General features: G+C 35.5%; 23 protein-coding genes and 1 riboswitch. Of the genes, 10 read left to right on the forward strand and 13 right to left on the reverse strand.

What is annotated here, in order from left to right; all coding sequences use genetic code 11:
- Positions 1-153: 153 nt before the first annotated feature.
- Positions 154-250, reverse strand: a riboswitch (guanidine-I (ykkC/yxkD leader).
- A gap of 298 nt (positions 251-548) precedes the next feature.
- Positions 549-1085, forward strand: a complete 537-nt coding sequence (gene speG, locus MOK21_RS12730) for a spermidine N1-acetyltransferase (RefSeq protein ID WP_249074358.1) — start codon at positions 549-551, stop codon at positions 1083-1085.
- Between the two features lie 296 nt (positions 1086-1381).
- Here speG and MOK21_RS12735 read toward each other — a convergent pair whose 3' ends face one another.
- The gene (locus MOK21_RS12735) at positions 1382-1798 is read right to left on the reverse strand and encodes a pyridoxamine 5'-phosphate oxidase family protein (RefSeq protein WP_249074360.1); all 417 of its coding nucleotides are present in this window, start codon (positions 1796-1798) and stop codon (positions 1382-1384) included.
- Positions 1799-1895: 97 nt separating this feature from the next.
- Positions 1896-2255 (reverse strand): winged helix-turn-helix transcriptional regulator, encoded by a 360-nt coding sequence (locus MOK21_RS12740; protein WP_249074362.1) that lies wholly within the window; start codon positions 2253-2255, stop codon positions 1896-1898.
- 434 nt (positions 2256-2689) lie between these two features.
- On the opposite strand from MOK21_RS12740, the gene MOK21_RS12745 reads away from it, so the two are divergent.
- Positions 2690-3133: an aminoacyl-tRNA deacylase gene (locus MOK21_RS12745; RefSeq protein ID WP_249074364.1), complete on the forward strand. Its 444-nt coding sequence runs from the start codon at positions 2690-2692 to the stop codon at positions 3131-3133.
- Between the two features lie 300 nt (positions 3134-3433).
- On the opposite strand, the gene MOK21_RS12750 is transcribed toward MOK21_RS12745, so the two are convergent.
- From MOK21_RS12750 to MOK21_RS12760, 3 genes are all read right to left on the reverse strand, one after another.
- On the reverse strand, positions 3434-4294 hold the full coding sequence (locus tag MOK21_RS12750; protein ID WP_249074366.1) for an alpha/beta hydrolase: 861 nt from the start codon (positions 4292-4294) through the stop codon (positions 3434-3436).
- A gap of 157 nt (positions 4295-4451) precedes the next feature.
- Positions 4452-5327 (reverse strand): DMT family transporter, encoded by an 876-nt coding sequence (locus tag MOK21_RS12755; RefSeq protein ID WP_249074368.1) that lies wholly within the window; start codon positions 5325-5327, stop codon positions 4452-4454.
- 141 nt (positions 5328-5468) lie between these two features.
- Entirely contained in the window at positions 5469-6818 is a 1350-nt protein-coding gene (locus MOK21_RS12760; protein WP_249074369.1) for a sigma-54 interaction domain-containing protein, read from the reverse strand.
- 264 nt (positions 6819-7082) lie between these two features.
- On the opposite strand from MOK21_RS12760, the gene MOK21_RS12765 reads away from it, so the two are divergent.
- The 8 genes from MOK21_RS12765 (at position 7083) to MOK21_RS12800 (ending at position 16736) form a co-directional block, all read left to right on the forward strand.
- Entirely contained in the window at positions 7083-8090 is a 1008-nt protein-coding gene (locus MOK21_RS12765; RefSeq protein ID WP_249074449.1) for an NAD(P)/FAD-dependent oxidoreductase, read from the forward strand.
- Positions 8091-8318 carry a ferredoxin gene (locus MOK21_RS12770; protein ID WP_249074370.1) on the forward strand — a complete coding sequence of 76 codons (228 nt, stop codon included), beginning with the start codon at positions 8091-8093 and terminating at the stop codon, positions 8316-8318.
- A 42-nt stretch (positions 8319-8360) separates the two neighbouring features.
- Positions 8361-9449 (forward strand): aromatic ring-hydroxylating oxygenase subunit alpha, encoded by a 1089-nt coding sequence (locus MOK21_RS12775; RefSeq protein WP_249074371.1) that lies wholly within the window; start codon positions 8361-8363, stop codon positions 9447-9449.
- A gap of 1 nt (position 9450) precedes the next feature.
- The gene (locus MOK21_RS12780) at positions 9451-10875 is read left to right on the forward strand and encodes an aldehyde dehydrogenase family protein (RefSeq protein WP_249074373.1); all 1425 of its coding nucleotides are present in this window, start codon (positions 9451-9453) and stop codon (positions 10873-10875) included.
- 25 nt (positions 10876-10900) lie between these two features.
- The gene (locus MOK21_RS12785; RefSeq protein WP_249074375.1) at positions 10901-11971 is read left to right on the forward strand and encodes a tartrate dehydrogenase; all 1071 of its coding nucleotides are present in this window, start codon (positions 10901-10903) and stop codon (positions 11969-11971) included.
- A gap of 43 nt (positions 11972-12014) precedes the next feature.
- The gene (locus MOK21_RS12790; protein ID WP_249074376.1) at positions 12015-13535 is read left to right on the forward strand and encodes a BCCT family transporter; all 1521 of its coding nucleotides are present in this window, start codon (positions 12015-12017) and stop codon (positions 13533-13535) included.
- Positions 13536-13759: 224 nt separating this feature from the next.
- The gene (gene rpoN, locus MOK21_RS12795) at positions 13760-15097 is read left to right on the forward strand and encodes an RNA polymerase factor sigma-54 (protein WP_249074377.1); all 1338 of its coding nucleotides are present in this window, start codon (positions 13760-13762) and stop codon (positions 15095-15097) included.
- A 574-nt stretch (positions 15098-15671) separates the two neighbouring features.
- On the forward strand, positions 15672-16736 hold the full coding sequence (locus MOK21_RS12800; RefSeq protein WP_249074378.1) for a hypothetical protein: 1065 nt from the start codon (positions 15672-15674) through the stop codon (positions 16734-16736).
- 322 nt (positions 16737-17058) lie between these two features.
- Here the strand turns inward: MOK21_RS12800 and MOK21_RS12805 are convergent, their stop codons facing one another.
- The 8 genes from MOK21_RS12805 to MOK21_RS12840 all read right to left on the reverse strand — a co-directional run bounded on the left by MOK21_RS12805 (position 17059) and on the right by MOK21_RS12840 (position 24147).
- Entirely contained in the window at positions 17059-19404 is a 2346-nt protein-coding gene (locus MOK21_RS12805) for a putative sodium/potassium/calcium exchanger (RefSeq protein WP_249074379.1), read from the reverse strand.
- A 346-nt stretch (positions 19405-19750) separates the two neighbouring features.
- The gene (locus MOK21_RS12810) at positions 19751-19948 is read right to left on the reverse strand and encodes a hypothetical protein (protein WP_249074380.1); all 198 of its coding nucleotides are present in this window, start codon (positions 19946-19948) and stop codon (positions 19751-19753) included.
- A 34-nt stretch (positions 19949-19982) separates the two neighbouring features.
- Entirely contained in the window at positions 19983-20168 is a 186-nt protein-coding gene (locus MOK21_RS12815; protein WP_249074381.1) for a hypothetical protein, read from the reverse strand.
- A gap of 668 nt (positions 20169-20836) precedes the next feature.
- Positions 20837-21013 carry a hypothetical protein gene (locus MOK21_RS12820; RefSeq protein ID WP_249074382.1) on the reverse strand — a complete coding sequence of 59 codons (177 nt, stop codon included), beginning with the start codon at positions 21011-21013 and terminating at the stop codon, positions 20837-20839.
- Positions 21014-21477: 464 nt separating this feature from the next.
- On the reverse strand, positions 21478-22296 hold the full coding sequence (locus MOK21_RS12825; RefSeq protein WP_249074383.1) for a CPBP family intramembrane glutamic endopeptidase: 819 nt from the start codon (positions 22294-22296) through the stop codon (positions 21478-21480).
- A gap of 57 nt (positions 22297-22353) precedes the next feature.
- Positions 22354-22695 carry a hypothetical protein gene (locus MOK21_RS12830; protein WP_249074384.1) on the reverse strand — a complete coding sequence of 114 codons (342 nt, stop codon included), beginning with the start codon at positions 22693-22695 and terminating at the stop codon, positions 22354-22356.
- 94 nt (positions 22696-22789) lie between these two features.
- Positions 22790-23290: a DUF4275 family protein gene (locus MOK21_RS12835; protein ID WP_249074386.1), complete on the reverse strand. Its 501-nt coding sequence runs from the start codon at positions 23288-23290 to the stop codon at positions 22790-22792.
- Between the two features lie 143 nt (positions 23291-23433).
- Entirely contained in the window at positions 23434-24147 is a 714-nt protein-coding gene (locus MOK21_RS12840; protein WP_249074387.1) for an MraY family glycosyltransferase, read from the reverse strand.
- Positions 24148-24329 lie beyond the last annotated feature (182 nt).

Here is a 24329-nt window from a genome sequence, read left to right on the forward strand (position 1 = left end):
ACCCGATCAGTTTCATGGCCTACCTGATCATTTCTTCGACATACCTGATCAGTTCGATAATTTCCCGGGCACTTCACTCTTATTGAATTGAACTTTTCTCCCCTTCCCTCCGTAGCCAAATAAAAAAGCCTAAGAAACACTGCTGTAAACAGTATCTCCCAGGCTTTTATCCTTCCGTGTCACAAAATCAATTTGCGGTTTTCTCTCGGACCAGACTAGCATTTGCTACGGAACCCTAGAAAACTATCCTATCTGATTGTGCTACTAGTATAGCAAACTATTCAGTCATTTTCTACTCTCCCCTCAATCTTTTGTGATTAGAAATGCATTCTTCTCGCTTAGATATTTATCAAAATACTTGTTTACCATCGATCAAAATGCCATCTGTGATGGTTATGCCGCTTTGGGCCAGGAATAAACTACTTGATTGGACAAACAGGAGCTACACATAAATGGCTATTTTTATCACCTTTTTGTAATTACTTGACTATATAGTAACTATACAGTTTAGTATTTTCTATAGAAACGTATTTAGGGGAGAGAATAAAATGCAAAATAGAATTAAATTAAGGCCATTAGAAAAAGAAGATTTAAAATATGTTCATAAGCTAAACAATGATTCTAAGATAATGTCTTACTGGTTTGAAGAACCGTATGAATCTTTTGTTGAACTACAAGATTTATTTAATAAACATATTCATAAACAAAGTGAAAGACGCTTTATTGCGGAAGATGAAAATAATATTATCGGGCTAGTTGAACTAGTAGAGATTGACTTAATCCATCGTAACGCAGAATTCCAAATTATAATTGATCCTAACTGTCAAGGGAAAGGTTACGCATACTATGTTACTAGACTTGCTATGAAGTATGCTTTCAATATATTAAATTTACACAAGGTATATTTAATAGTCGATAAACAAAACGAAAAAGCTATTCATATCTATAAAAAAGCTGGATTTAACGTAGAAGGCGAACTTAGAGAAGAGTTTTTCACTGAAGGTGCTTATAGAGACGCTCTTCGTATGTGCATTTTTCAATATGAATTCCACAGTGAAGTATCTTCAGAAAATCTTTTGAAATAAAACCAGGCGCTCATACGAGTACCTGGGCTTTAGTGCTACTTACTATTGTTATCACCCGTTTGCAAATTTGCAACATATACCTTTGACTAAATTTAGCGAAGTAGTCTACAATTTAAATAATTAGAAGGGCTTGGTCATTTCGAAGGCTTACGTTTTACGTGAGCTACTCGCGTAGGAATGGCGGGGCCCGTTTTTTTATCCTTTAATACATATTTTTTTCTCAACTTTATTACCATGAGCAAATTTTCTAAATCATCTTGCTTTCCAGTTGATTCTGTTAAACATAATTCTCTTCATTACACTTCAAAGCTTTTGGAAGAAAAATTGTTATAATACCTTCCAGACAAGCTGGTAAATTTTAAAACACAGTAATCAGGATCCGTTACACCAAGAGGATAATAAAGAGTGTCGCCATCTTGCCAGATTAACTGCTTAGCTACCGGATCTTCTAACACTTCCATAGTCCCCTTAAACATAACTCCTTCAAAACGCAGTTGATCGCAAAAGTAAACACTTGCTCTTTGTTCATGACGAAATTGCGCTACCCGCATAGAGGATGTATTCGTTGTAAAATAAAAAGTATGGAATCCCTCCCTTACGCGTGGTGCAAGCATAGCCTTCACCTGAGGAAAACCTTCTTGATCGATGGAACCTACAAATGCTGTATTTTGCTGTTCTAGCAGCCTATTAACTGAATTCTGTAAATTGTTCATTTACGTATATACTCCTTTCTAATCCAATACTGTCTAGAAACAGTATACGGAGCTTTAAAACCATCGAACAGTACCCACTTTTTCGTAAGTATCTTTTTTATTCAATGAATCCCTTCCGTTTTAAGAAATCTTCCATTCCATGCTCTTGCATTAATTGAATACCGACATTTTGCATAATTTCTACTGCTTCGTAGAGTTTTTTGCCTCTTTCGCTTAAACGATACTCTACTTTTAATGGATATCCTTCAAAGGATGTTTTTTCCACAATGTTGAATTCTATTAAATCGCTTAGATGCTCTAATAACACTTTTTGAGTAATTCCTTGAATATCTCTAACAAGCTGCGAAAGTGAAGTAGGTCCTTTGGCAAGTTGCCATAGAATTATAGGCTTCCATTTTCCTTTTGTTATATCATGGGTAAATTCTAACGGACACGTATATTGATTTCTCATTTTCATCTATGTTCGCCTCCAGCATTTTTTTCTTCCTTAACAAAGTGAAAAGTATCTCTTTCATATTCTTTAAAACATTCGGTAATTAGTATAAACAGCTCCTATATAGATTTCCAAATCAACTTTTGTTGACTTTTTAGCATTTTTTGAAATAACTTTTTTCTATACTCAATGGAGTTATCTTTTTACAATATTAATATGCGTATTCCTATTGAAGCAGCTGCTTATGCTGATTTACCAATGGGGTATGAGGTGGGAAGTAGTTTGGTATTGGCTCAAGCCTAGCACATGAGGAAAATGCTACTTTATATACAAGAGCATAGGGTAGCGGGCGAACATTTTCCTTTTGCTGATTCGCATATTATTTCTGTTTGAGCATAGCGATGCGGTAGGAAGCAGGTAATTTAATAGTTCACAACAATATACATGGGGGTGTTTTTTTGAAGGTATTAAAAAGGATTTTAGAGAAGAGTAAATATACCTATGAAGTAATTCATCACGAAAAAAATATTCATTCTGCACAAGATGGTTCAGAGTATTTTGGGATAGAAGTCGGACAAACAGCACCAACATTGATACTAAAAACAGATAAAGGTTTCTTTGCCTTGGTTATATCAGGAAACGTAGGTAAAGTAGATTTCGATAAAATAGCTGACATTCTAAATTGTACTAAAGTAAAAATGGCGTCTCAAAAAGAAGTTAAAAAGGTAACAGGATTTGAAGTCGGAAATGTCCCAATGGTGGGACTTCCTATACCTTATGCGATAGATAAACAACTTTTTAAGTATGACTTTATTTATGGAGGCTCTGGTCAATCAACATTTACCTTAAAAATTGAACCTCAAGCACTAAATGAGTTAAACCACGTAATAGTTACATTTTAATAAGAAAAAAGAGGGAAAATCTCTTTTTTCTCTTGATACGCCAACTACTTCTTGAATTTTTCTAGTTCTGCTCAAATACCAACTTTAAGTATTTTTATAGGGAACTCACCGCATCTTTTATGACCCTCCTCTATTGCAGAACGGATTAGCCTTACAATAGTGCAATTGGCATCACCACTAAATGCTCCAGTATCAATTCCTAAAACCTATCAAATGCTTGATTGTCTAATCATCTAGCTATCTCTATAGCAACAAATTCTAAATTTTAAAGGATAAATTGAATTTTAAAATGAGTCCTGGTCATTTATTGATTTCGTTTAATATTTCATCAAAATGGCTAAGGTAGAGTAAGTGCCCTTGATTTTTTATTATTTTAAACGAACAACCTGTATATAACTTATTTAGCACATTGGCAGTCTGCAAAGGCCAAATAGGATCCTTGTCTCCATGCCAAATATATACTTTATAAGACTTCATATCATAGCTAATGGAGATTTTTTCAGTCATTGCTAGTGCGTCTTTAAATACTGCTACCCCTTTATTTTGATAAGCGTCTATAGTCCCTTTAACTATGGCCTCTTGATAATACTTTTGATTGGCGACTTCCTGATCCGCCTCTGGCATTTTATCAATAGAGTCTTTGACGACTGTTTGCAAAGATTGATTGATCTTTTTGCTTAACTGTTTAAAATGATATTTTATCATAAAAGGAAAATAACTATTTAAAAAACTGATGAACCTCCAATTGAGTGGTAAAGCATTCTTCGTTATTTCCCCTTTCAACGGAATAGCGCTGCCTACGAGGGTTAAAGACTTAACATACTCAGGATACATTGAGGCAAAAACTTGTGCATACAATCCTCCCGCTGACCAACCAACTATATCTACTTTATCTAAGTTGAGTTTTTCTAGTAGCGTTTTAATATCTTTAGAAAAGCCAGTCATATTATAGTTTTTCAGACTAGTATTTCCATAACCAGGTCGATTTACAGCTATAATGTATACATTTTTAATATCTAAATCAGTTTCATTTATGTATAATCCAGAAGCTGATGAACCAAAACCATGAAAATAAATGACAGCTCTACTATTATCATTACTACCATAAACCTTATAATTCAATATTTGCCCCTCTTTTAAGGTAACAGAAAAATTTTTCATCACAGACCTCCACCTATGTAACCTCTGCTATAAATACTATTCGCTTTCCCCCTGTTTATGTCCTTTAACTAATTCTCGTTATTATCCTGTTGCATCTTGACCACATATACAGTGCTGACCAGTTAACCATTAGCATGTTAGAAAAATCCGGATACAACTATGTCTCAACATAATTGATGTTAGGTTTTCTTGGCTGTAAGTTAACAATACCTACCCCAACCAATATCAAGGCCGCTCCAAAAAACTCTAACGCCGTAAACATTTCATTTAAAAAGATAATGGCAAAAATAGTTGCAAATATCGGCTCTAATGCAAATAAAAAGGCAGTACTTTCTGGAGATGTATATTGTTGGGCAATCGTTTGCATCACGAATGCAAACGCAGAACAAAAGATAGCAAGACCTAGTATTGGTACCCATTCTATAAATTTATTTGGAACAAAAAACGTATTCGTAAAAAAGCTAAAAATAACACCATAAATACTTGTATAGGCCAATTGATAGGCTCCTAATAAAAATGCATCTACTTTACGTATAAACACATTCGTCAAAAGAATATGACACGCATAGACAATCGCCGTTACTATACAAAATATCGAACCTGTCGTGAGTACTAATCCATCACCTAAAGACAAAAATAACATGCCTGTCATGACAAACACGACACCAATGATAATTTTTTTAGCTGGTAATCTTCTAGTTTTAATCGCTATAAATAACGGAACGAATATGACAGAAGTACTCGCTAAAAAACCTGCTGTAGAAGCTGAAGTTGTTTTTATACCGTACATTAATGCTAAATATGTAGCGAATATTAAAGTACCAGATATCGCACTATATCCCAACGTTTTCAAATCGACCGATAGCATCTTTTTGAAAAATACAAGGAAAATTAGAATGAATGCTATGCCAAATCGAAAAATAATGATTGAATATAGTGAATCATAGCTATCCATCATCTTCATAAAAATATATGAGGATCCCCAGGCAATAGAAACGACAAATAAAATAATAGTTGCTTGTTTGTGAGTCATACAACATTCCTACTTTCTTTATCCTATTACCTTTTTCATAAGCAGTTTTCATACCAAAAAAATTCGTAAACAAGGTGAGCATGAAATCATTCATAGCTCTCCTCATTTACGAATACTTATTTTTTAAACAGAAATCTCATTTTATAGATTTTCATTTATTTTATATTTTTGAATTAATCTCGTTGCACGTGATTGGCTAATACCTAAATATTTCGCAACTTCACGAGTTGTTCTCTTCAATTGATAGGCCTCTTCTACAATCTGCTTCGTTACTATTTCAATTCGATTATCTAACGTCCACATTTCCTCATCCTCATTCAAATCTAACTTCCCATCAATGTTGTCCATAATAACATCTGGTAAATCTGTAACATCAATCACATAATCACTTGTGAGTACTAATCGCTCCATTAAATTCTCTAGCTGCCTCACATTTCCTGGCCACTCATACTGTGTTAGCACGCTGATACAACGATCTGAAATGGTCTTACTCATTTGGAATTTTTCATTGAACTTGTGTAAATAGGAGTAAATTAAAGGCAGCACATCCTCTTTTCTTTCTCTTAAAGGAGGCATTTCGATATCAATGACGTTTAATCGATAAAATAAGTCCTCCCTAAATGTGCCCGCCTCAACCATCCTCCATAAATCTCTATTTGTAGCCGTTATGATTCGAACATCTACTGTCTTTTCTTTAGTAGATCCGATAGGCATAAACGTTTTTTCCTGAATGGCCTGCAATAGTTTTGCCTGAGTCGATAAATGCAGTTCTCCAATCTCATCAAGGAAAATTGTGCCTCCATTTGCTATTGAAAATAGACCTTCCTTACCTTTCGATTTTGCCCCAGTGAAAGCTCCACTTTCATAGCCAAATAACTCTGATTCTACTAAATCTACTGGCAAAGAGGCACAGTTGATGCTGACAAATGCTTGGTTAGCCCTTGTACTAATCGCATGTATATATTTGGCGAAAACTCCCTTACCTGTTCCAGACTCACCATGAATAAGAATTGTTGTATCTGTTTTAGCAATCTTTTTACAGAAATCTAAAATGGATTGTATCTTTTTGCTTTTAAATACTAATGTCGGTGTTTTTATTTGCAACACATCTTCTTTTCGTTGAATTTTTTCTTCATATTGTCTGCGTTCTAATGCATGAATATCAGTAGCTGTACAAAGAATATAACGCAGCTCCCCATGATCATCCCTAATTTTATATGCTCGTGTAAGTAGCTCTTTTCCTATAAAAGTACGTTGCTTTAACGTAATCATATCTTCGTTTTCTAGCACACTAGGGATGATAGATGGCTTCCAAAAGCCTCTTTCTAAAAATTCATCATTATGTTTACCAAGCACTTCATCTTTCCTCAAGCCATAATGCCGCTCACAAGCTTTATTAACGAATATTATTTTTAAATCCTTATCAAGTACATAGATCTCATCAGATGCGTAATCTAATAATTCAACTAGAAAATCTAATGTTAATTCCATGCTTTCCCCCCTTATTTTGAACCAAAAGTGAATCAAAACCCTCTATTTATGAACCAAAAATGAATCAATGCAATGGTTTTTTTAATATTCTAAAAATTAAACTCTTTAAATTTCAACATTTTTAGAGATTGGCACGCTTCCTGCTAGTAGATATGTATAGGCGCTATTAACTTTAATAAATAATATAGTTCGATTTCAATTTCGTAAAGAGTCACTGATGCCTTATTTATTTCATAAAAGGAGGATGATTCAACCGTGTCAACAATTTCTGAGGAAAAATACTATGACACAACTATTATCGGGGGAGGACCTGTTGGCATTTTCACGGCATTTTATGCTGGTATGAGAGAAATGTCTGTAAATATAATTGATAGCCTCCCTATTCTAGGAGGTCAGCTTTCAACATTATATCCCGAAAAATATATCTATGATATTGCGGGGTTTCCAAAAATTCGCGCGCAGGAGCTAATTGATAATTTAATAGAACAGATGGAGCAATTCCCTGTGTTAAAAAGCTTAGGGGAGTCAGTTGTTACTATTACAAAATTAGACAATGGATATTTTGAAATTGAAACAACTATTCAAAAGCATTATTCAAAGACAATTATCATTTCAGCTGGAAATGGTTCATTTACACCGAAACTAGCTGGTGTTCCAAACGAAGAACATTTTAAAGACGCGAATGTTCATTATTTTGTTCAAAATATGGATCAATTCCAATCCAAAAATGTAGCAATTTTAGGTGGTGGAGACTCTGCAGTAGATTGGGCGTTAATGCTTGAGCCTATTGCGAATAAAGTTTACCTAATACACCGTCGAGATAAATTTAGAGCACATGAGCATAGTGTGTCACAACTACTGCAATCTAAAGTTGAAATTGTTACTCCCTATCGACCAGATCGCTTTGTAGGAGATTCCAAAGTTGAACAAGTAGTTTTAAAGCATGCAAAAGCTGATGAACAAAAAGTATTGAATGATATTGACGACGTATTAGTCAACTTTGGCTTTATCTCTTCTCTAGGACCAATCGCTAACTGGGGATTAGAAATAAAAGAACAATCTATCGTAGTCAATTCAAAAATGCAGACAAATATCGAAGGCATTTATGCAGTTGGAGATATTTGTACATACGATGGAAAAGTAAAGCTAATCGCAACAGGTTTTGGTGAAGCACCAATCGCTATAAGTAATGCAAAGGTTTCCATCAATCCTGAAGCAACAGTACAACCACAACACAGCACATCCATCATGGGTGCGAAAGAAGGTTTTTAAATGGCACAATACACTAAAGTAAATCGTACCACTTGTATCGCATGTGGCTCTTGTAATCCTAACGCTCCAGACCTATTTAATTACACAGCAGATGGCTACGCATTCTGTACTTTAGATGATAATAAAGGGTGCACGGCTGTACCAGACGATTTTTTAGATGATTTAGAGGATGCAGTTGAAGGCTGTCCATCCGGTTCAATCTTGGTATCTGATAGTCCATTTGACTAGTGATATATATTATAATATTAATTTTCTGAGGGGGAATTTTAAATGGCTTACAACAAAGTTCAAGACTTATCAAACAAAGTTTATTCTCGTATTATGCCTTATGAGATGTACACAAGCCCAGCAATTTTGGAAGAGGAGAAAAAACATATTTTCAATAAAACTTGGCATCTAGTTGGGCATTTGAATCAAGTTCAAGAAAATGGACAATTCTTTACTGCCGATGTATTAGGGGAACCAATTATTATTACTCGTGGCTTCGATAGTGAATTACGCGCATTCTATAACGTATGTCCTCATCGTGCAACAAAATTAGAAAAACAGGATTCTGGGAAACGTAAAATTTTCACATGTATGTATCATGGCTGGTCATTCAAAACGGATGGCTCACTGAACCGCGCTCCAAACTTCCCAAGTGAAGACGAGTGCGTAAAAGATGCATGCTTACGTACTATTCGTCTTGAAACAATGAGCTCACTTATTTTCATCAATTTTGATGAAGAAGCGAAGCCATTAATTGAAACATATGGGGATTTACATGAGCGTTTAGAAAAGCTAGGTTTCTTATCAGATTTAACGTTCACTTATCGTAAAACACGTCACTTAAAAGCGAATTGGAAAGCGTTCAATGACAACTATTTAGAGTGTGATCATTGCCACGTTGCTCACCCAAGCTTTATCGCTACATTAGATATGGATGCTTACCAAATCTTTACGTGTGAAAATTATTCGTTCCAAACATCAATCGTTCAACCAGACAAACAAATGGGTGATGTTGACTTAGATTCGGCTGAATTACGTGGAGGTGAATTTTACTGGTTGTATCCAAACTTAATGTTAACGGTTTATCCAGGTCCAGGAAACATCGCTTCGATAGAGCTAGTACCAATCGATCATGAAAATACAACGATTGTTTACACCTACTATTTCCGAGAGGATAGCTTAGAAAAGATTTCACAAGAAGAACGTGATTTAATGTCTTTCGCAGAGCAGGTTCGCGTAGAGGATATCGAACTAGTTGAACTGGAGCAAATCGGCTTTAAGTCACAGGCATTTACGAAAGGACATTATTCGCCATCTGAATTAGCAATTGTTCAATTCCATCATTTAGTAATGGAGGCTTTAGGTAAATAATATGAAAAAATATAATTTATTCATCGCTGGTAAAGAAGTAGAGACGGAAAATTATTCTTCTCTCTACACTCCTTACTCTAAAGATTTAATTGCTGAAATTGCCATTGCCAATGAATCACAAGTGAATGCAGCTATATCACATGCTTCACAAAGCTTCAAAAGTTTTTCAAAATTCACTGCCCGTAAAAGATTCGGAATATTAGAAAAAGTTTCGAAGCTATTAGAGGAACGCAAAGAAGAGGCAGCGCAAATTATCGCACTGGAGCTTGCCAAACCTTTAAAATATGCACGTGCTGAAATTGCCAGAACGATTGAAACATACCAATTTGCCGCAGAGGAAGCAAAACGCATTTATGGTGAAGTGATTCCATTAGATGCTGCACAAAGCGGAGAAAATCGATTTGGTTATACAAAACGAGAGCCGCTAGGAGTAATAGGTGCTATCACACCGTTTAATTTCCCTTTCAATCTAGTCGCTCATAAAGTGGGTCCTGCTATCGCTGCAGGCAATTCAATCGTTTTAAAACCTGCTTCTCAAACCCCATTATCTGCGTTATATATTGCAGGTTTATTCAAAGAAGCTGGTCTACCAGATGGCGTATTAAACGTAGTAACTGGGCCAGGTAGTGTAATCGGCGATTTATTATTAGCACATGATGAGATTAAAATGATTACATTTACAGGAAGTCCCAAGATCGGCTACCAAATTTCTCAAAAAGCTGGATTCAAGCGCACTACATTAGAGTTAGGCTCAAACTCAGCGCTAATTATTGATAAAGATGTAGATGTTTCATCCATTATTGATCGTTGTGTTATGGGGGCATTTTCCAACCAGGGACAAGTTTGTATTTCTACTCAACGTATTTTTGTTCATGAGGACGTAGCTAGCACTTTTGTTGAGCTATTTATCAATGCTACTAATCAATTAAAGCTCGGTGATCCACTAGCTGAAGATACTGATATTTCTGCCCTTGTATCACCAGGGGATTTACAACGCTCGCTAGATTGGATTCGCGAAGCAGAAGAAAACGGCGCACAAATTATCACTGGAGGTCATGAGGAAAATGGCGTTTTAAAGCCAACAATTATTTTGGATGCTAAAGATTTCTTAAAAGTATCTTGTAATGAAGTGTTCGCTCCTATAGTGGTAGTGAACACATTTAAAGAAATAAATGATGCCATTGGCGCCGTAAATAATTCAGAATTCGGCTTACAAGCGGGTATTTACACAAATAATGTGCCAAATGCATTATTAGCTGCGGACAACTTAGAGGTGGGTGGCGTTATTATCAATGATGTGCCAACATTCCGTGTAGATCACATGCCTTATGGCGGTATTAAAAATAGTGGTACAGGTCGTGAAGGCTTAAAATATGCAATCGAAGAAATGACTGAGATGAAGTTGATCATCTGGAACCAATCTTAATTGTGAAAGAAGGGTTAGTTTATCTATGAACAAATTTGACATTGCTGTTATACCTGGAGATGGGATTGGTCCTGAAGTAATCGCTGAGGGTGTGAAGCTACTTCGCGTACTTTCTGAGATTGATAAAACAATAGAGTTTAATTTTTCTTACTTTCCATGGGGATGCGAGTATTATTTGAAGCATGGAAAAATGATGGCTGACGATGGGATTGAGCAGCTATCAAAATTCGATGCAATATATTTAGGTGCTGTTGGTTATCCAGGAGTACCTGACCACATTTCCCTCTGGGATTTATTGTTAATCATTCGCCAAAGCTTCGATCAATATGTAAATTTACGTCCAATTCGTCTTCTCAATGGAGCTCCAAAACGCCTTATTGGAGCTGAACAAAAAGATATTCAAATGACTTTCGTTCGCGAAAATAGCGAAGGTGAATATTCAGGAATCGGCAATCATTTATACAAAGGTAAGCCGGAAGAAGTCGTCATTCAAAATTCCATTTTCTCAAGAAGAGGAACGGAAAGAATTATGCGCTATGCTTTTGAGTTAGCTCGAAAAGAGAAAAAATCGTTAACAAGTATTAGTAAGGCTAACGCACTTAATCATTCTATGGTATTCTGGGACGCTGTCTTCGATGAGCTTTCCGAAGAGTACCCTGATGTAGCAACACACTCATACTTAGTAGACGCAGCAGCAATGCTGATGCTGACAAATCCAAAACGCTTCGAAATCGTTGTTACTACTAATTTGTTTGGAGATATTTTGACAGATGTTGGCGCGGCTATCGCTGGAGGAATTGGACTAGCAACAGGTGCGAATATTAACCCTGAAGGAAAATTTCCATCAATGTTTGAACCTGTTCACGGTTCAGCACCAGATATAGCGCATCAACAAAAAGCAAATCCACTTGCTACAATATGGTCGGCAGCTCAGATGGTAGAACACCTAGGTTACCCTGAACATAGTGAGAATATCATTCAAGCAATCGAATTAACTTTGCAAGAAGGCAAATTTTTAACAAAAGATTTAAATGGAGCATCTTCGACGAATGAAGTTGGTGATGCCGTTATCCGACATTTCAAAAGCTTGTATTAAGAGTAGCTGACTATGTCAGCTACCCTATCCTGGGGGGATATGTATGCGTTTTCAAACAATTGATCGTCAAATACTAGGGATAGCCCTTTCACTGATAACTGTCTTAATTGCTGGAATTTTAATTGCGAAAGAAGCAGGTACTTCATTTTTAAACTCGATTTTGAGTTTTTTAACAGGTAATCTAGGCTCGCTTTATCTCTGGGCATGTTTAATTATTTTCTTTTTTTTGCTTTATCTTGCTTTTAGTAAATATGGAAAAATAAAAATGGGAAATGAGCGCCCCCAACTCTCGACATTTAGCTGGTTAGCATTGATTTTCACTGCTGGTATTGGTTCCGGAATTATGTACTGGGGAGTTATTGAATGGGCATTTTATTATTCGTCCCCACCGTTCGGCATGGAGCCGATGGGGCTAGAAGCAGCTGGCTTTGCACAAACTTATGGGATGTTCCACTGGGGCTTCTCTGCATGGGCCATATACTGCTTACCTTCTATTCCAATTTCATATGCAGTATATGTTCGTAAAGAAAAAAACTTCCGATTAAGTAGTACTTGTCGTGCAATTATCGGTGATCGTGCTGATGGTTTACTGGGGAAAATTATTGATGTTAGTTTCATGTTTGGACTTATTGGTGGTATTGGCACTTCATTAGCATTAGGAACTCCTTTATTGGCAGAAGGTTTACACTATATCTTCGGTTTGGAAAAAACAACAACCCTTAACTTATGGATTATTATTGCGTTAACTATTTTCTTCAGTATCTGTTTGTATTTTGGATTACATAAAGGATTGAAATTATTAAGTGACTGGAACTTATACTTATATGTGGCACTATTAATTTTCATCTTTATTTTTGGTCCAACAGCATTTATTATTGCAAATTTCTCTGAAAGCGTAGGTGTTTTACTAAACAACTTCTTCAGAATGAGCCTTTATACAGATCCTGTAGGTAACTCTGGATTTAGTGAAGCTTGGACATTGTTCTACTGGGGTTGGTGGTTCTCCTATGCACCATTCACTGGTATGTTTGCTGCTCGTGTTTCTCAGGGGCGTACAATTCGGCAACTAATCCTTGGTCAGCTAATTGGTGGTACTTTAGGATGTTGGTTGTCATTCGTTATATTTGGTAACACAGCTTTCTTCTATGAGCTAAAGGGAGTAGCTCCTATTCTCGACAATTTACAAACTCAAGGTACAGAAGCCGCGATCATAACGGCATTAACATCGATGCCGCTAGGATTTATTGTTATGATTCTTTACTTACTAGTAGCTGCAATATTCCTAGCTACAACCGTAAACTCTGCTGCCTTTACACTATCTGACGTAGCATCGAAAAACTTAAAAGTAGGTGAAGAACCTGCTCGCTGGTATCGCGTATTCTGGGGGATTTTATTAACGAGTATTTCTATTATCTTAATGTATGGAGATGGTTTAAAAGCACTACAAACGTTATCCATTATCACAGGCTTCCCATTAATATTCGTAACGGCATTAATGATTGCAGCACTTGTTAAATCTTTAAGAGAAAATAAAGAGGACACTTCTTCTAATAAATTGGAATGACATCTAGTAAATCGTATTTCCACTACCTTTTTCGTGCTTATTAGAATAATAGCAAAGGCGATAGTTTTTCGTCTTTTGCTATTAATTCTCCTTAGTAAATTTATATGTAGGATTAACAGTATTTTTTATCGTAATATACTTGATTTTTCTAAGTTTGCGAGGAAAACTCCTCAAAATTAATTCCTAAATATAACTTTCAATTAAAGCAAAAGGAGGCATCTAAAATGCAATTAGGAACACATCAATCACAGCAAATTATCCAAACATTAAGCCCTCATTTGATTCATCATCTAGAAATTCTTAAATTTTCACATAGTGCATTAGAGCAATATATTTATGAAAAAGGCAATGAAAATCCTTTGTTAGTCGTTGAAGATGCAAAAGTAAAATTGGACTATGAAGATATAATGAAACTTGCTTTTATATCTCCCGATGCTGGCCTTAAAAATAAATATCAAACCAACCACATAGATTTTGATTTTGTTGAAGCACGCCTTCAGCAAAAGGAAAGTTATATAGAGATGTTATTGGAACAAATACCATTACATAAAGGAATAAGCCAGAGTGATTTGAAAATATTGAAATTCCTTATTTACTCTTTAGATGAGAGATTGTTTTTGGATATTGATATAGAGGCTGTAGCTATACAATTCCAAACGACTTGTGAGCATGTAGAAAGCATTCTAAGTATGTTAAAGAGTTTTGAGCCTATAGGAGTTGGAGCACGTAACTATCAAGAATATTTATTTATCCAAATAACTAACGATCCGTCAGCACCAGAACTGGCGCCAAAAATCATTGCCAATGATTTAAAGCTTTTATCATCGAACTCTCTTAAACAATTAAGCAAAAAATATAAAGTACCTTTACAGGAAATGAAAGAGATAGTTGACTATATAAAAAATTTAAAGCCTATTATATCGACTGATAAAGCGGAAATAGCGACATATATCATACCAGATGTCGAGGTTATGAAATTTGAAGGCGAATGGATTATCAAGCTAAATCAAGGGCATTTACCTTCCCTTTCCATTAATGAATATTACGCAAAAATTTTAAAAGATAATGCAGATTATGCACTGTATTATAAGCAGACCTTGCAAGATGCACTTAATTTGATACAAGGGATTGAACTGCGTAACAAAACGATTTATGAGCTAGTACAAATATTATTAGATATCCAGAGCGACTTCTTTCATAATGGCTTAATAGCTTTAAAGCCTATGCTTTTAAAGGATGTTGCGCAAAAATTAAACGTACATGAAACTACGATTAGTCGAACAATACGAGGTAAATACATTCAAACACCTCAAGGGATATATGCTCTACGCTCTTTATTTACGAAAGGAATTGTTAACGAATCTGGTGAGATAGATTCTGTTATACATATAAAACAGCAAATAAAGAAACTTATCGATGCTGAAAAAAAAGAAAAGCCCATTTCTGATCAACAGATTACTCAAATTTTGTGCGATGAAGGCAAAAAAATTTCTAGAAGGACCGTAGCAAAATATCGAGAAGAAATGAATATTTTGAGTTCATTTAATAGGGCACAGATTTAAAATCCTCTCTATGATCTAACATGTCTATCCATATTACCACCTATCGCCTTTATTTTGCCGTCTTTCCAAGTAATCGCACGAATCGTTTTTTCGCATCTGTGCCACAAACTAAATTAGAGCCATGATAGTAATATATACGCACTCTTTAATTCGATAAAGCTCATATAGAAATTACTAGGGTTAGCATTTTTCTATTATTAACAAAAGGATTTATGCGTTACTACCACCTGTTCTTTTTCAAAAAAATATAAAAAAATGGACTGACATAAAACTAATTTTGTCAGTCCATTTAAAAACAACAATTTTTTTATACAGTCTAAATAAGGATACCATTCTTCCTTTCCATATTTAGAATTTACTGCGTCTTCTATAATGATAGGAGCGCAGATTCCAATTCTGTTAAAGTTTCTATTTCATCATTCGAGTAAACGATTGCATAAAAAAATAAAATGAAGGTTGTTTTATTCCCCCTCTTTAACACTTTAACTATATGAGAGCGAGAAATCGTGGATAACCTTAATCAACGACATCCACTAGTCTCACATCTCAAATAACTTTTTAGGAGGAAATAAAAATGGCTGTTTCATGTTCTCAATCTGATTTAACTGCGGTGACAATCCCAAATGTGGTACCATCTTTAAAGTTATACGGTAAAGCAAGTAATAATCAACGTTTTTTCTTGTCTGATAATCCAGAAACTATTAGTAGCTCTGTTCCATTTACTAATGGTTATGCAACGCTTTGGGCAGATACTGCATCTGGATTAAAGAGTGTAACTTATCGGATGTTTGTTTGGCATCTAAATAACACAGGTGCGACTATCAAGTTCGGTGTTACCATTGGTAATGGTTCAAGTGGCAGTACTTATCAAGTCTCTGGTGTTAAAGACTGTATCGCTACTATTACCGGCTTTGTAGCTCATGGGAAATGTGCCGCAAAAGCTTTACTCGGAAATACATTAACTCCTAGTTCTCCGGTTGATAGTTCCATTGCAGCGGGGAAAGTTGGATTACTTAAAGAATGGCAAGTACCAAATGGTTATTTGGTGGGTGGAATTATTGAGTTTACTTTATCGTCTAGTTCTGCAATGTCTTATAAAGTCAGAACAGTAGCTGCTAAAAGTACTACTGCCAATCTTCGTAGTAATCAAAATCCAGTTGTGTCACCAGTTGGGACTCATCCGCGTGGTTCTTGGAACTTTTCCAATATCGACGGCTTTGGTACTTCAGGTGGCTCTGCTGCTCTGTATACTGTCGGAGACGGCAATAAAAGTTTCTCTATAAATAATGGAGATAATGACAACTTAATGACTAAAGACACTAGCTACATGCCTAGCGATGCTGTAGCGACTAATAAGGGGCATTATGGTGTTATTTACAAGGCAAATATCACATTCAATAATCCAACTCAAGCCGATAAGACATTAAAGGTATATTTGACAGGTCGTGGAGGTTCATACGGCGGTGCTGTGCGTTGGAACAACGGTACAACTTTTGGTGTTCCTACATTGTCTTCCAATACCCAAGGTGTTCTGATTGCTACAGTTCCTGTACCTAAAGGAACTAGTGTTACACATTTAGTCTATACTTCTACAGCTGGCTCGCTTAACACCCCAGCGGCGATACTAATTACAGAGTAATTAAATATATTAAAGAATTTCTCGTTAAATAAAGGAAATAATATTGACAATGTACAAATATATTGCACATGTCCACATTATTTTACACAACTAATGAACTTTTGAAAGCGTCTGCTTTTAGTTTTACAATAAAAGAAGACAAGCAATCCTATGGTTGACGAAATCACCTAGGACTGCTTGCCTTTTAAATTTTACGAATAAAACTTCATTTTCATCAATTCGGAAATATCTGACCATTATTTCGATTAAAGTGAAATTATTCTCTTTAGACAATAAACTTAAATAGTAATTCCCTCATAAACATTCAGATGATCACACTAATCTATTTGCCTGATACAGAGAATTCGAGATAGCTTGATACATGTTGATCTTCATCTTCTACCGTCACAAAATCATCATTTTTTTCAAATCTTCGACGGCCGCTATGTTCGTCCTCAAATCTTATTCTAGGTATAGTATCGTTGGATAAATCTTCGCTTGGTTCGTCACCAGCTGTATTTTCATTCGATGGATTTTCGCTTGATTTGTCACCAGCCCTATTTTTGTTGGATGAATCTTCGTTTGCTTCGTCACTAGCTGTTTTTTCGTTCGATGGTTCTTCGCTCGGTTCGTCACCAGCTGTTTTTTCATTCGATGGGTCTTCGCTTGATTTGTCACCAGCTGTTTTTTCGTTCGATGGATCTTCGCTTGGTTCGTCACCAGCTGTATTTTCGTTTAATGAATCTTCACTTGTTTCGTCTCCGGCTGTATTTTCGTTGGATGAACCTTCGCTTGGTTCACCTTCTGTTGTATTTTCGTTGGATGAACCTCCGCTTGGTTCACCTTCTGTTGTATTTTCGTTGGATGAACCTCCGCTTGGTTCACCTTCTGTTGTATTTTCGTTGAATGAACCTCCGCTTGGTTCACCTTCTGTTGAATTTTCGTTGGATGAACCTTCGCTTGGTTCACCTTCTGTTGTATTTTCGTTGGATGAACCTTCGCTTGGTTCACCTTCTGTTGTATTTTCATTGGATGAACCTTCGCTTGGTTCACCTTCTGTTGTATTTTCATTGGATGAACCTTCGCTTGGTTCACCTTCTGTTGTATTTTCATTGGATGAACCTTCGCTTGGTTCACCTTCTGTTGTATTTTCATTGGATGAACCTTCGCTTGGTTCACCTTCTGTTGTATTTTCGTTGGATGAACCTTCGCTTGGTTCACCTTCTGTTGTATTTTCGTTGGATGAACCTCCGCTTGTTTCTCCTCCAGATGTATTTTCGTTTAATGAACCTTCGCTTGGTTCACCTTCCGATGTATTTTCGTTGGATGAACCTTCGCTTAGTTCACCTTCCGATGTACTTTCATTTGATGATCCTTCGCTTGGTTCACCTCCGGATGTATTTTCGCCTTCAGGTAGTACATCACCAATTACCCCTCCGTTATCAATTATTTTGTTGTACTCTCTATATAGCAGACCATTTAGGTATACCTTTCCGTCGCTCGTTACAAGAAAATGGTTTACAGGGAAATATATACCGTCATTTATACTATAGTTTTCACTTAGATTTTGACTATACGAAACATATCGAGAATACAAAGTGATTGGTCTGTTCAAACTGTCTAGATTGTCCAAATCCATTGGGAGTATCAAATTGTTTAGATTGTCCAAATCGAATGGAATGCTATATATCATAGGATGGGTATTACTATAAACAATATGAATGTCAGTTCCAGAATACAACTCCGCCAGATTACTGAGATAGCCAACATTTATAAGACGTCTTGCTGCAACCGCTTCAGATATTTCATATTTCCAATCTTTTTCAGCTCTATCAACCGTCCAATAATTTTTATCTCCATAGAAGCCACTCATAAGACTATCAAAGGTCTCCCTATTATAACCACTCACACCATAAAGCCAATCATATATTACCTCGTTTCTAGCTCTATTGATATCGCTAAAGAATGCATCTATTTCTTCGGTCGTAGTTTTGTTTTGGAGAACTTTGTATAAGTCTAAATCTCTGATGTATAAGTCAATTTCGTCCAAAGTTTTATTTTGGAGAGCTTCGTATATGTCGAAGTCATCGAAATCGTATTCGGCTGTATTTTCGTTTTCAGAAACTTCGCTGGATTCATCTTCAGTTGTTTTTTCATTTTGGGAAGCCTCCCTTAATTCAGTTTCGGTTGTATTTTCGTTTTGGGAACCTTCACTTGATTCATCTCCTGCTGTATTTTCGTTTTGGAAAGCATCTCTGGATTCGCCTTCAGCTGTATTTTCGTTTTGGGAAGCATCGCTTAATTCATCTCTGGCTGTATTTTCGTTTTGGAAACCTTCGCTGGATTCATCTCCTGCTGTATTTTCGTTTTGGAAACCTTCGCTGGATTCATCTCCTGCTGTATTTTCGTTTTGGGAACCTTCACTGGATTCACTTCCGGTTGTATTTTCGTTTGATAAATCTTCGCTGGATTCACCTACTGCTGTATTTTCGTTTTGGGAACCTTCGCTGGATTCATCTCCGACTGTATTTTCGTTTTGGGAACCTTCGCTGGATTCATTTCCCGCTGTATTTTTGTTTGATGAATCCTCTAAAGCATAAGCAGATCGATAACTCACAAAAGTTGAGGAAAAAACTACAAAAACGATCGTTATAAAATACCTAAACTTTTTCATTATTTTTTCATACATTTATAATCCTCCTTTCTTTTAGGTATATATAAATTTTACTATTTTACTCATACATACCCTAACCCAACTTTCGTGGTTTTTTTAACATATATTGAAATCCAAATTTCGGTGCTAGGTTTTGTTCAATGCCAAAAGGGTTCGAGTTGTGATGAGGAGTCTATCTTCCAATCTCCTGTTTAAATCATTCTAAATAAAAAAGAGTAGACAAATTTGCCTACTCCTAAATTCCGACTTTATTAATAATACTAATTGTATATTGACCCGTTTTAGCTAACTGCCATAACTTTTAGCACTTGTTGCCAAATTATAAGGCGTACTTAAAATATTCAAACCAAATATGGAAATATCACTCTCCTTTGTCCTCAAAGCGCTTTCGCAATACTAGAGCCGCGACAGCGAACACCGCATAAGCTACTGTTGAGGCAGCAGCAACCATCTGTACCACGTTTTCAGCTGGGGATTTGAACAACAGAGCGACCGAGACAATTAAAACGGCACCGGCTAAACCCATTCCCAAAATCGACATCGCCAAAACCTTGTTCATCAGATCACCTCACAGTAGCTAGAAGCAATTATGTTTAAACAGTAAACCTTTTCCCAACATATTTTTTATATCCCCAAATACTAATCAGCATCATAATAATGCCTATCACTAAAATGAAAATGGAAACGCTTGATAAACTTCTGTAAATCATGTCAAAAATAGCCATACCTACAAGAAACCCACTGATTGCTGAAATAAATGACCAAAAGAATCGTCTCATTAAATCATTCTCCTTCTTCAGCTCTGCACCCTCAATCGATTGAATATTCCGTCTATATTTTAATTATTATAACATTGTGAGATGTGATTTGGTGGACAAATAGGAATTCACGACAAAAGAATTTACGGTTATAAGACTTTGTAATGATGGATAGAACCTCTGGATTGGTGGATAGAACCTTCAATGTCGTGGATAGAACCCCTAGATTGATGGATAGAACTTGAAACGACGGATAGAAACACTGAAACGACGGATAAAACCTCCAAAGTCGTGGATAGAACCTCTGGATTGATGGATAGAACTTGAAGCGACGGATAGAAACACTGAAACGACGGATAGAACCTCCAAAGTCGTGGATAGAACCTCCGAAGTGACGGATAGAACCTTCAATGTCGTGGATAGAATCTCTGGATTGATGGATAGTACTTGAAGCGACGGATAGAAACACTGAAACGACGGATAGAACCTCCAAAGTCGTGGATAGAACCTCTGGATTGATGGATAGAACTTGAAGCGACGGAATGAATGACACCTCTTATAAGCAATTAACGAGTCTGTGAGCATTGATGAGCGTTGTCTAGTCATGTATCAAGCTGTAGGAGCAATTTTGAAGGCATAATAAAAGGACTTGCATTAATCATAAGCACAGTCCCATTCTTAAAGTTCCTTTAATTGAAAAGATAATTAGGCTTTCTTTTCATTTTCACTCTCTTTTTAAGATTTGACATTTCTTCTTTTAAATCATCAGTTGGACTTTTTATTCTATGCGTTACTCCTTTAATAATTGCAATTACAGCTAAAATAAAAACAATAAATCCTGCGATAAACATAAAAATTATTTCCACCAATATCCTCCCCTTATATTCCGAATATGATCGGGTTAGCCTCAAATGTGATCGGGTCCGCTCCGAAAATGATCAGGTTAGCCTCAAATGTGATCGGGTAAGCCTTCTAATTAACGTACTTCGTTAGTTGAACAAGATAAATGTTTACCTCTTTCGATTTTCTAGCCAAGATTGGATTGTATTCCCACCTCTAGAATACTAATTCCTACCCAAAATTTCTATCCAAAAACAGAAGCATATAACTACCTGCATTTAAACCATTTAACAATTCCCTCTCGTCTCATATCTGTTCGACCTCCAATCTATTTTTCAACTAAACTGATCCATTAATTCAATAAGAAAAAAAGAGCTGCATATGCAACTCAATGATCTTCAAGTAAAGCACTCTGTTACTTTAAGTACAACATTTCACAATCTTACACATTGATGTTAATCACATTTCTTTCAGAGAGGGGAAATATAGGTTAATTTGCGCCCATGTTAGATACTGTTGGGCTGTTCTTTTTGTCGTATATCACAACGGTTACAATTGAAACAAGAACAATTACAGCATTTGCGGCAATTGTTCCTACCCAAGTCATAGTCATAGTGCCGAAGATGGGGGATGCCGCATTGAACATGGTGTGGAATAATACGCACATAAACACATGGCCTTTTCCTGATATTTTGTAGATTGCCCCGTTGAAAAACCGAAACGCAATGAGTTGAACTGCAAACATCCAAAAGTTAATGAGTCCCTCTCCGTGATTCGTCCCCGGAATGAAGAAGAGAGGGATATGCCATAAAATCCAAATGATTCCAACTAAAAAAGAAGACAAAACAAAACCGTATTTTTTGTCAAGCTCAGGCTGCAATATGTACATCCAGCCAGCTTCCTCTAAGCCACCGATAATAAGATTACCAGGCAGGGAAAGGAAGAACGCATAAAATGGAAGCACCATTTCCATGTGGCCAGAAACTGCAATATGTATCACAAAATACAGTGCAAGTCCTGTAACAACGAACAAATAGAGCGATATGCTATTTTTGGCATAAAAAACAGTTCTCAACCATTCCTTGAAACCTACTATTTTGCTATTTTTCTTCAGAACGATATATGAAGCAATAGCGGGCGACAAAATATAGATTGCAAAAGGGATATTCATCCCGAGTTGCTGTAACGAGTGAACCCAATTGTGAACCGAATATCCAAATTGCCCCAGGGCAATCAAAACACCTGACACAAGATAGGCTATGTAAAATGTCAGCATCGTAAATTGTACTGTGATTTTTTTGTGTGTCACGATTTCTTCACCTCACATTAGTGTAATACTTCACAATCTTATTCAATTAAGGTTGTTTTAATCATTTAAATCATATGAAAAAATTGGGTTTATACACTCCAAAATGGATACTATTGCGTTATTGTATCCGGACATTTTTTCAATTTCTTTTTCGTCTTTAAATTCTTCGTCTTCGAACTTTACTTTAAGTTGTTTTATAATTCTTAGGTACTTACTTATAAATCCGTTCTCATCCATATGTTTAACATCCGCCAGCATTTCATTATATGCTAAGAGTGCACCCTCATTGGTATATTGAAACTCAGTTTTATCAAAAATGGTATTTGTATTTGTAAAATGTTTCTTCCTTTCAATAATGTCTACCAACGTAAATTGGTTCAGTTTCTTATTATAGTTCATAATTATTCCTCTCTTTGTTTAAGACTTATTTTAAGTATCATTTCATTTTTGATTTTCAAATATCCTGCACCGTTAGCAATAGTGAATCTTAATTTCAATTTATCTTATAAAGATATGGACCACATATTGATTCATGTGTATGAACATATGTCCAAGTAAAGTTTTTATCAAAAATATATATATCTTGTTGAGTATCAAAATCCCTTGATATCACTTCATTAGCATTTGTATAAAGGAATATTATTGATGAACCTTGATACATTACATAAAATTGTTCTTTAGATAAAGAATCAAACGCTTTTCTAGCAACTTCTTTTTTCAAGCATTCTTGCTTCTCATAACTGAAAATATGCCATTTAAACTGGTCATAAGATATTTCTTTTTTTAATACTTCACTAATGTTTTGTGCGAATGTCTTATCCCATAAATCAATAATTTCCTCTGCTTCATTAACTAATTCTATGACTACACCTTTTTCACGTAAGTTTTGTTTATATATATAATCATCTTGGATAAAAACTATGGACCAATAAACATTTTCTAATTCTTCCTCTGGTAAACAGTCTAAGATTTTATCAATTTTATCTCTAATCATCTTTTCCTCCAATAACGAATTATAGTATCCTTTTTCTTTTCAACATAACTGCACCGTTAGTTCAATAAAGAAAAAAGAGCTGCCTACGCAACTCTATGATCTTCAAGTAACGTACCTCGTTAGTTGAAAAAGAACTTATGTTTCTAAATAAAGCGATATTTACGTGAAAATTGCGTGATAATTAAAATAATCGATAACCCAACAACGAGATACCACATTATATGAAAAGGAACTATGAATATTAATACACCAAAAAAAATAGCTATGAAAGTGCTAACTGTAATTGATTGTACACTCGTAAATTTATCTTTAATAAAATAATATAAAGTGAATGGTAGTGCTAAAGTAAATATCGGAATATAGATTGTTATAATAGATATTTTAATAAGGGCTATTGAAAGTACTGCTGTTACGAAGCCTATTGACGTAGTAAGAGTTCTTCCTACAAATGCTTTACCTGAATAATAGCCGTATAGCAGAATAAACATAATTGTTAAACTGGCACAAACTCCCGTTATTGAAACAAATGGATCTCCTATGATGAAAGCAGACATTGAGAAACAAACTAACGAAACGAATGGCAACAGCAATATTGAAAGATTTTGCGCTTTTTCTATATTCATTACATTTGTAAAACCTACAAGAAATAATAAAGTAAACGGAATCGTCAAATATCCTAATTCAAAGTGATTACCTAGATTAATATCACTAACCTCAAGTTTGCCGACCATTATTATTACAAGTGATGCACAAATTTGACCAATCAGCCCCCAAATGCTTGATAATTTAAAAGCTTGCGTAAGCTTATCCGTAATAACAATTAAAACGATGCCAATTAATAAAGCTAAATATAACATGTTTTCCCTCCCGAAATAATGCATTAGAAATACCAAAAGTTAAATATCACTACCTAAAATTATACAGCATATGGAAAAATAACTAAATATAATTGCGATGCTTATTGAACTAACCTGCTCCGTTCATATTATATGGTCAGCCAGATATTTCTGGTTGATCATTTTTTATTTGGTTTTATTAT

It is taken from the genome of Lysinibacillus sp. BPa_S21 (genome assembly GCF_023337795.1).
GTDB lineage: Bacteria > Bacillota > Bacilli > Bacillales_A > Planococcaceae > Lysinibacillus.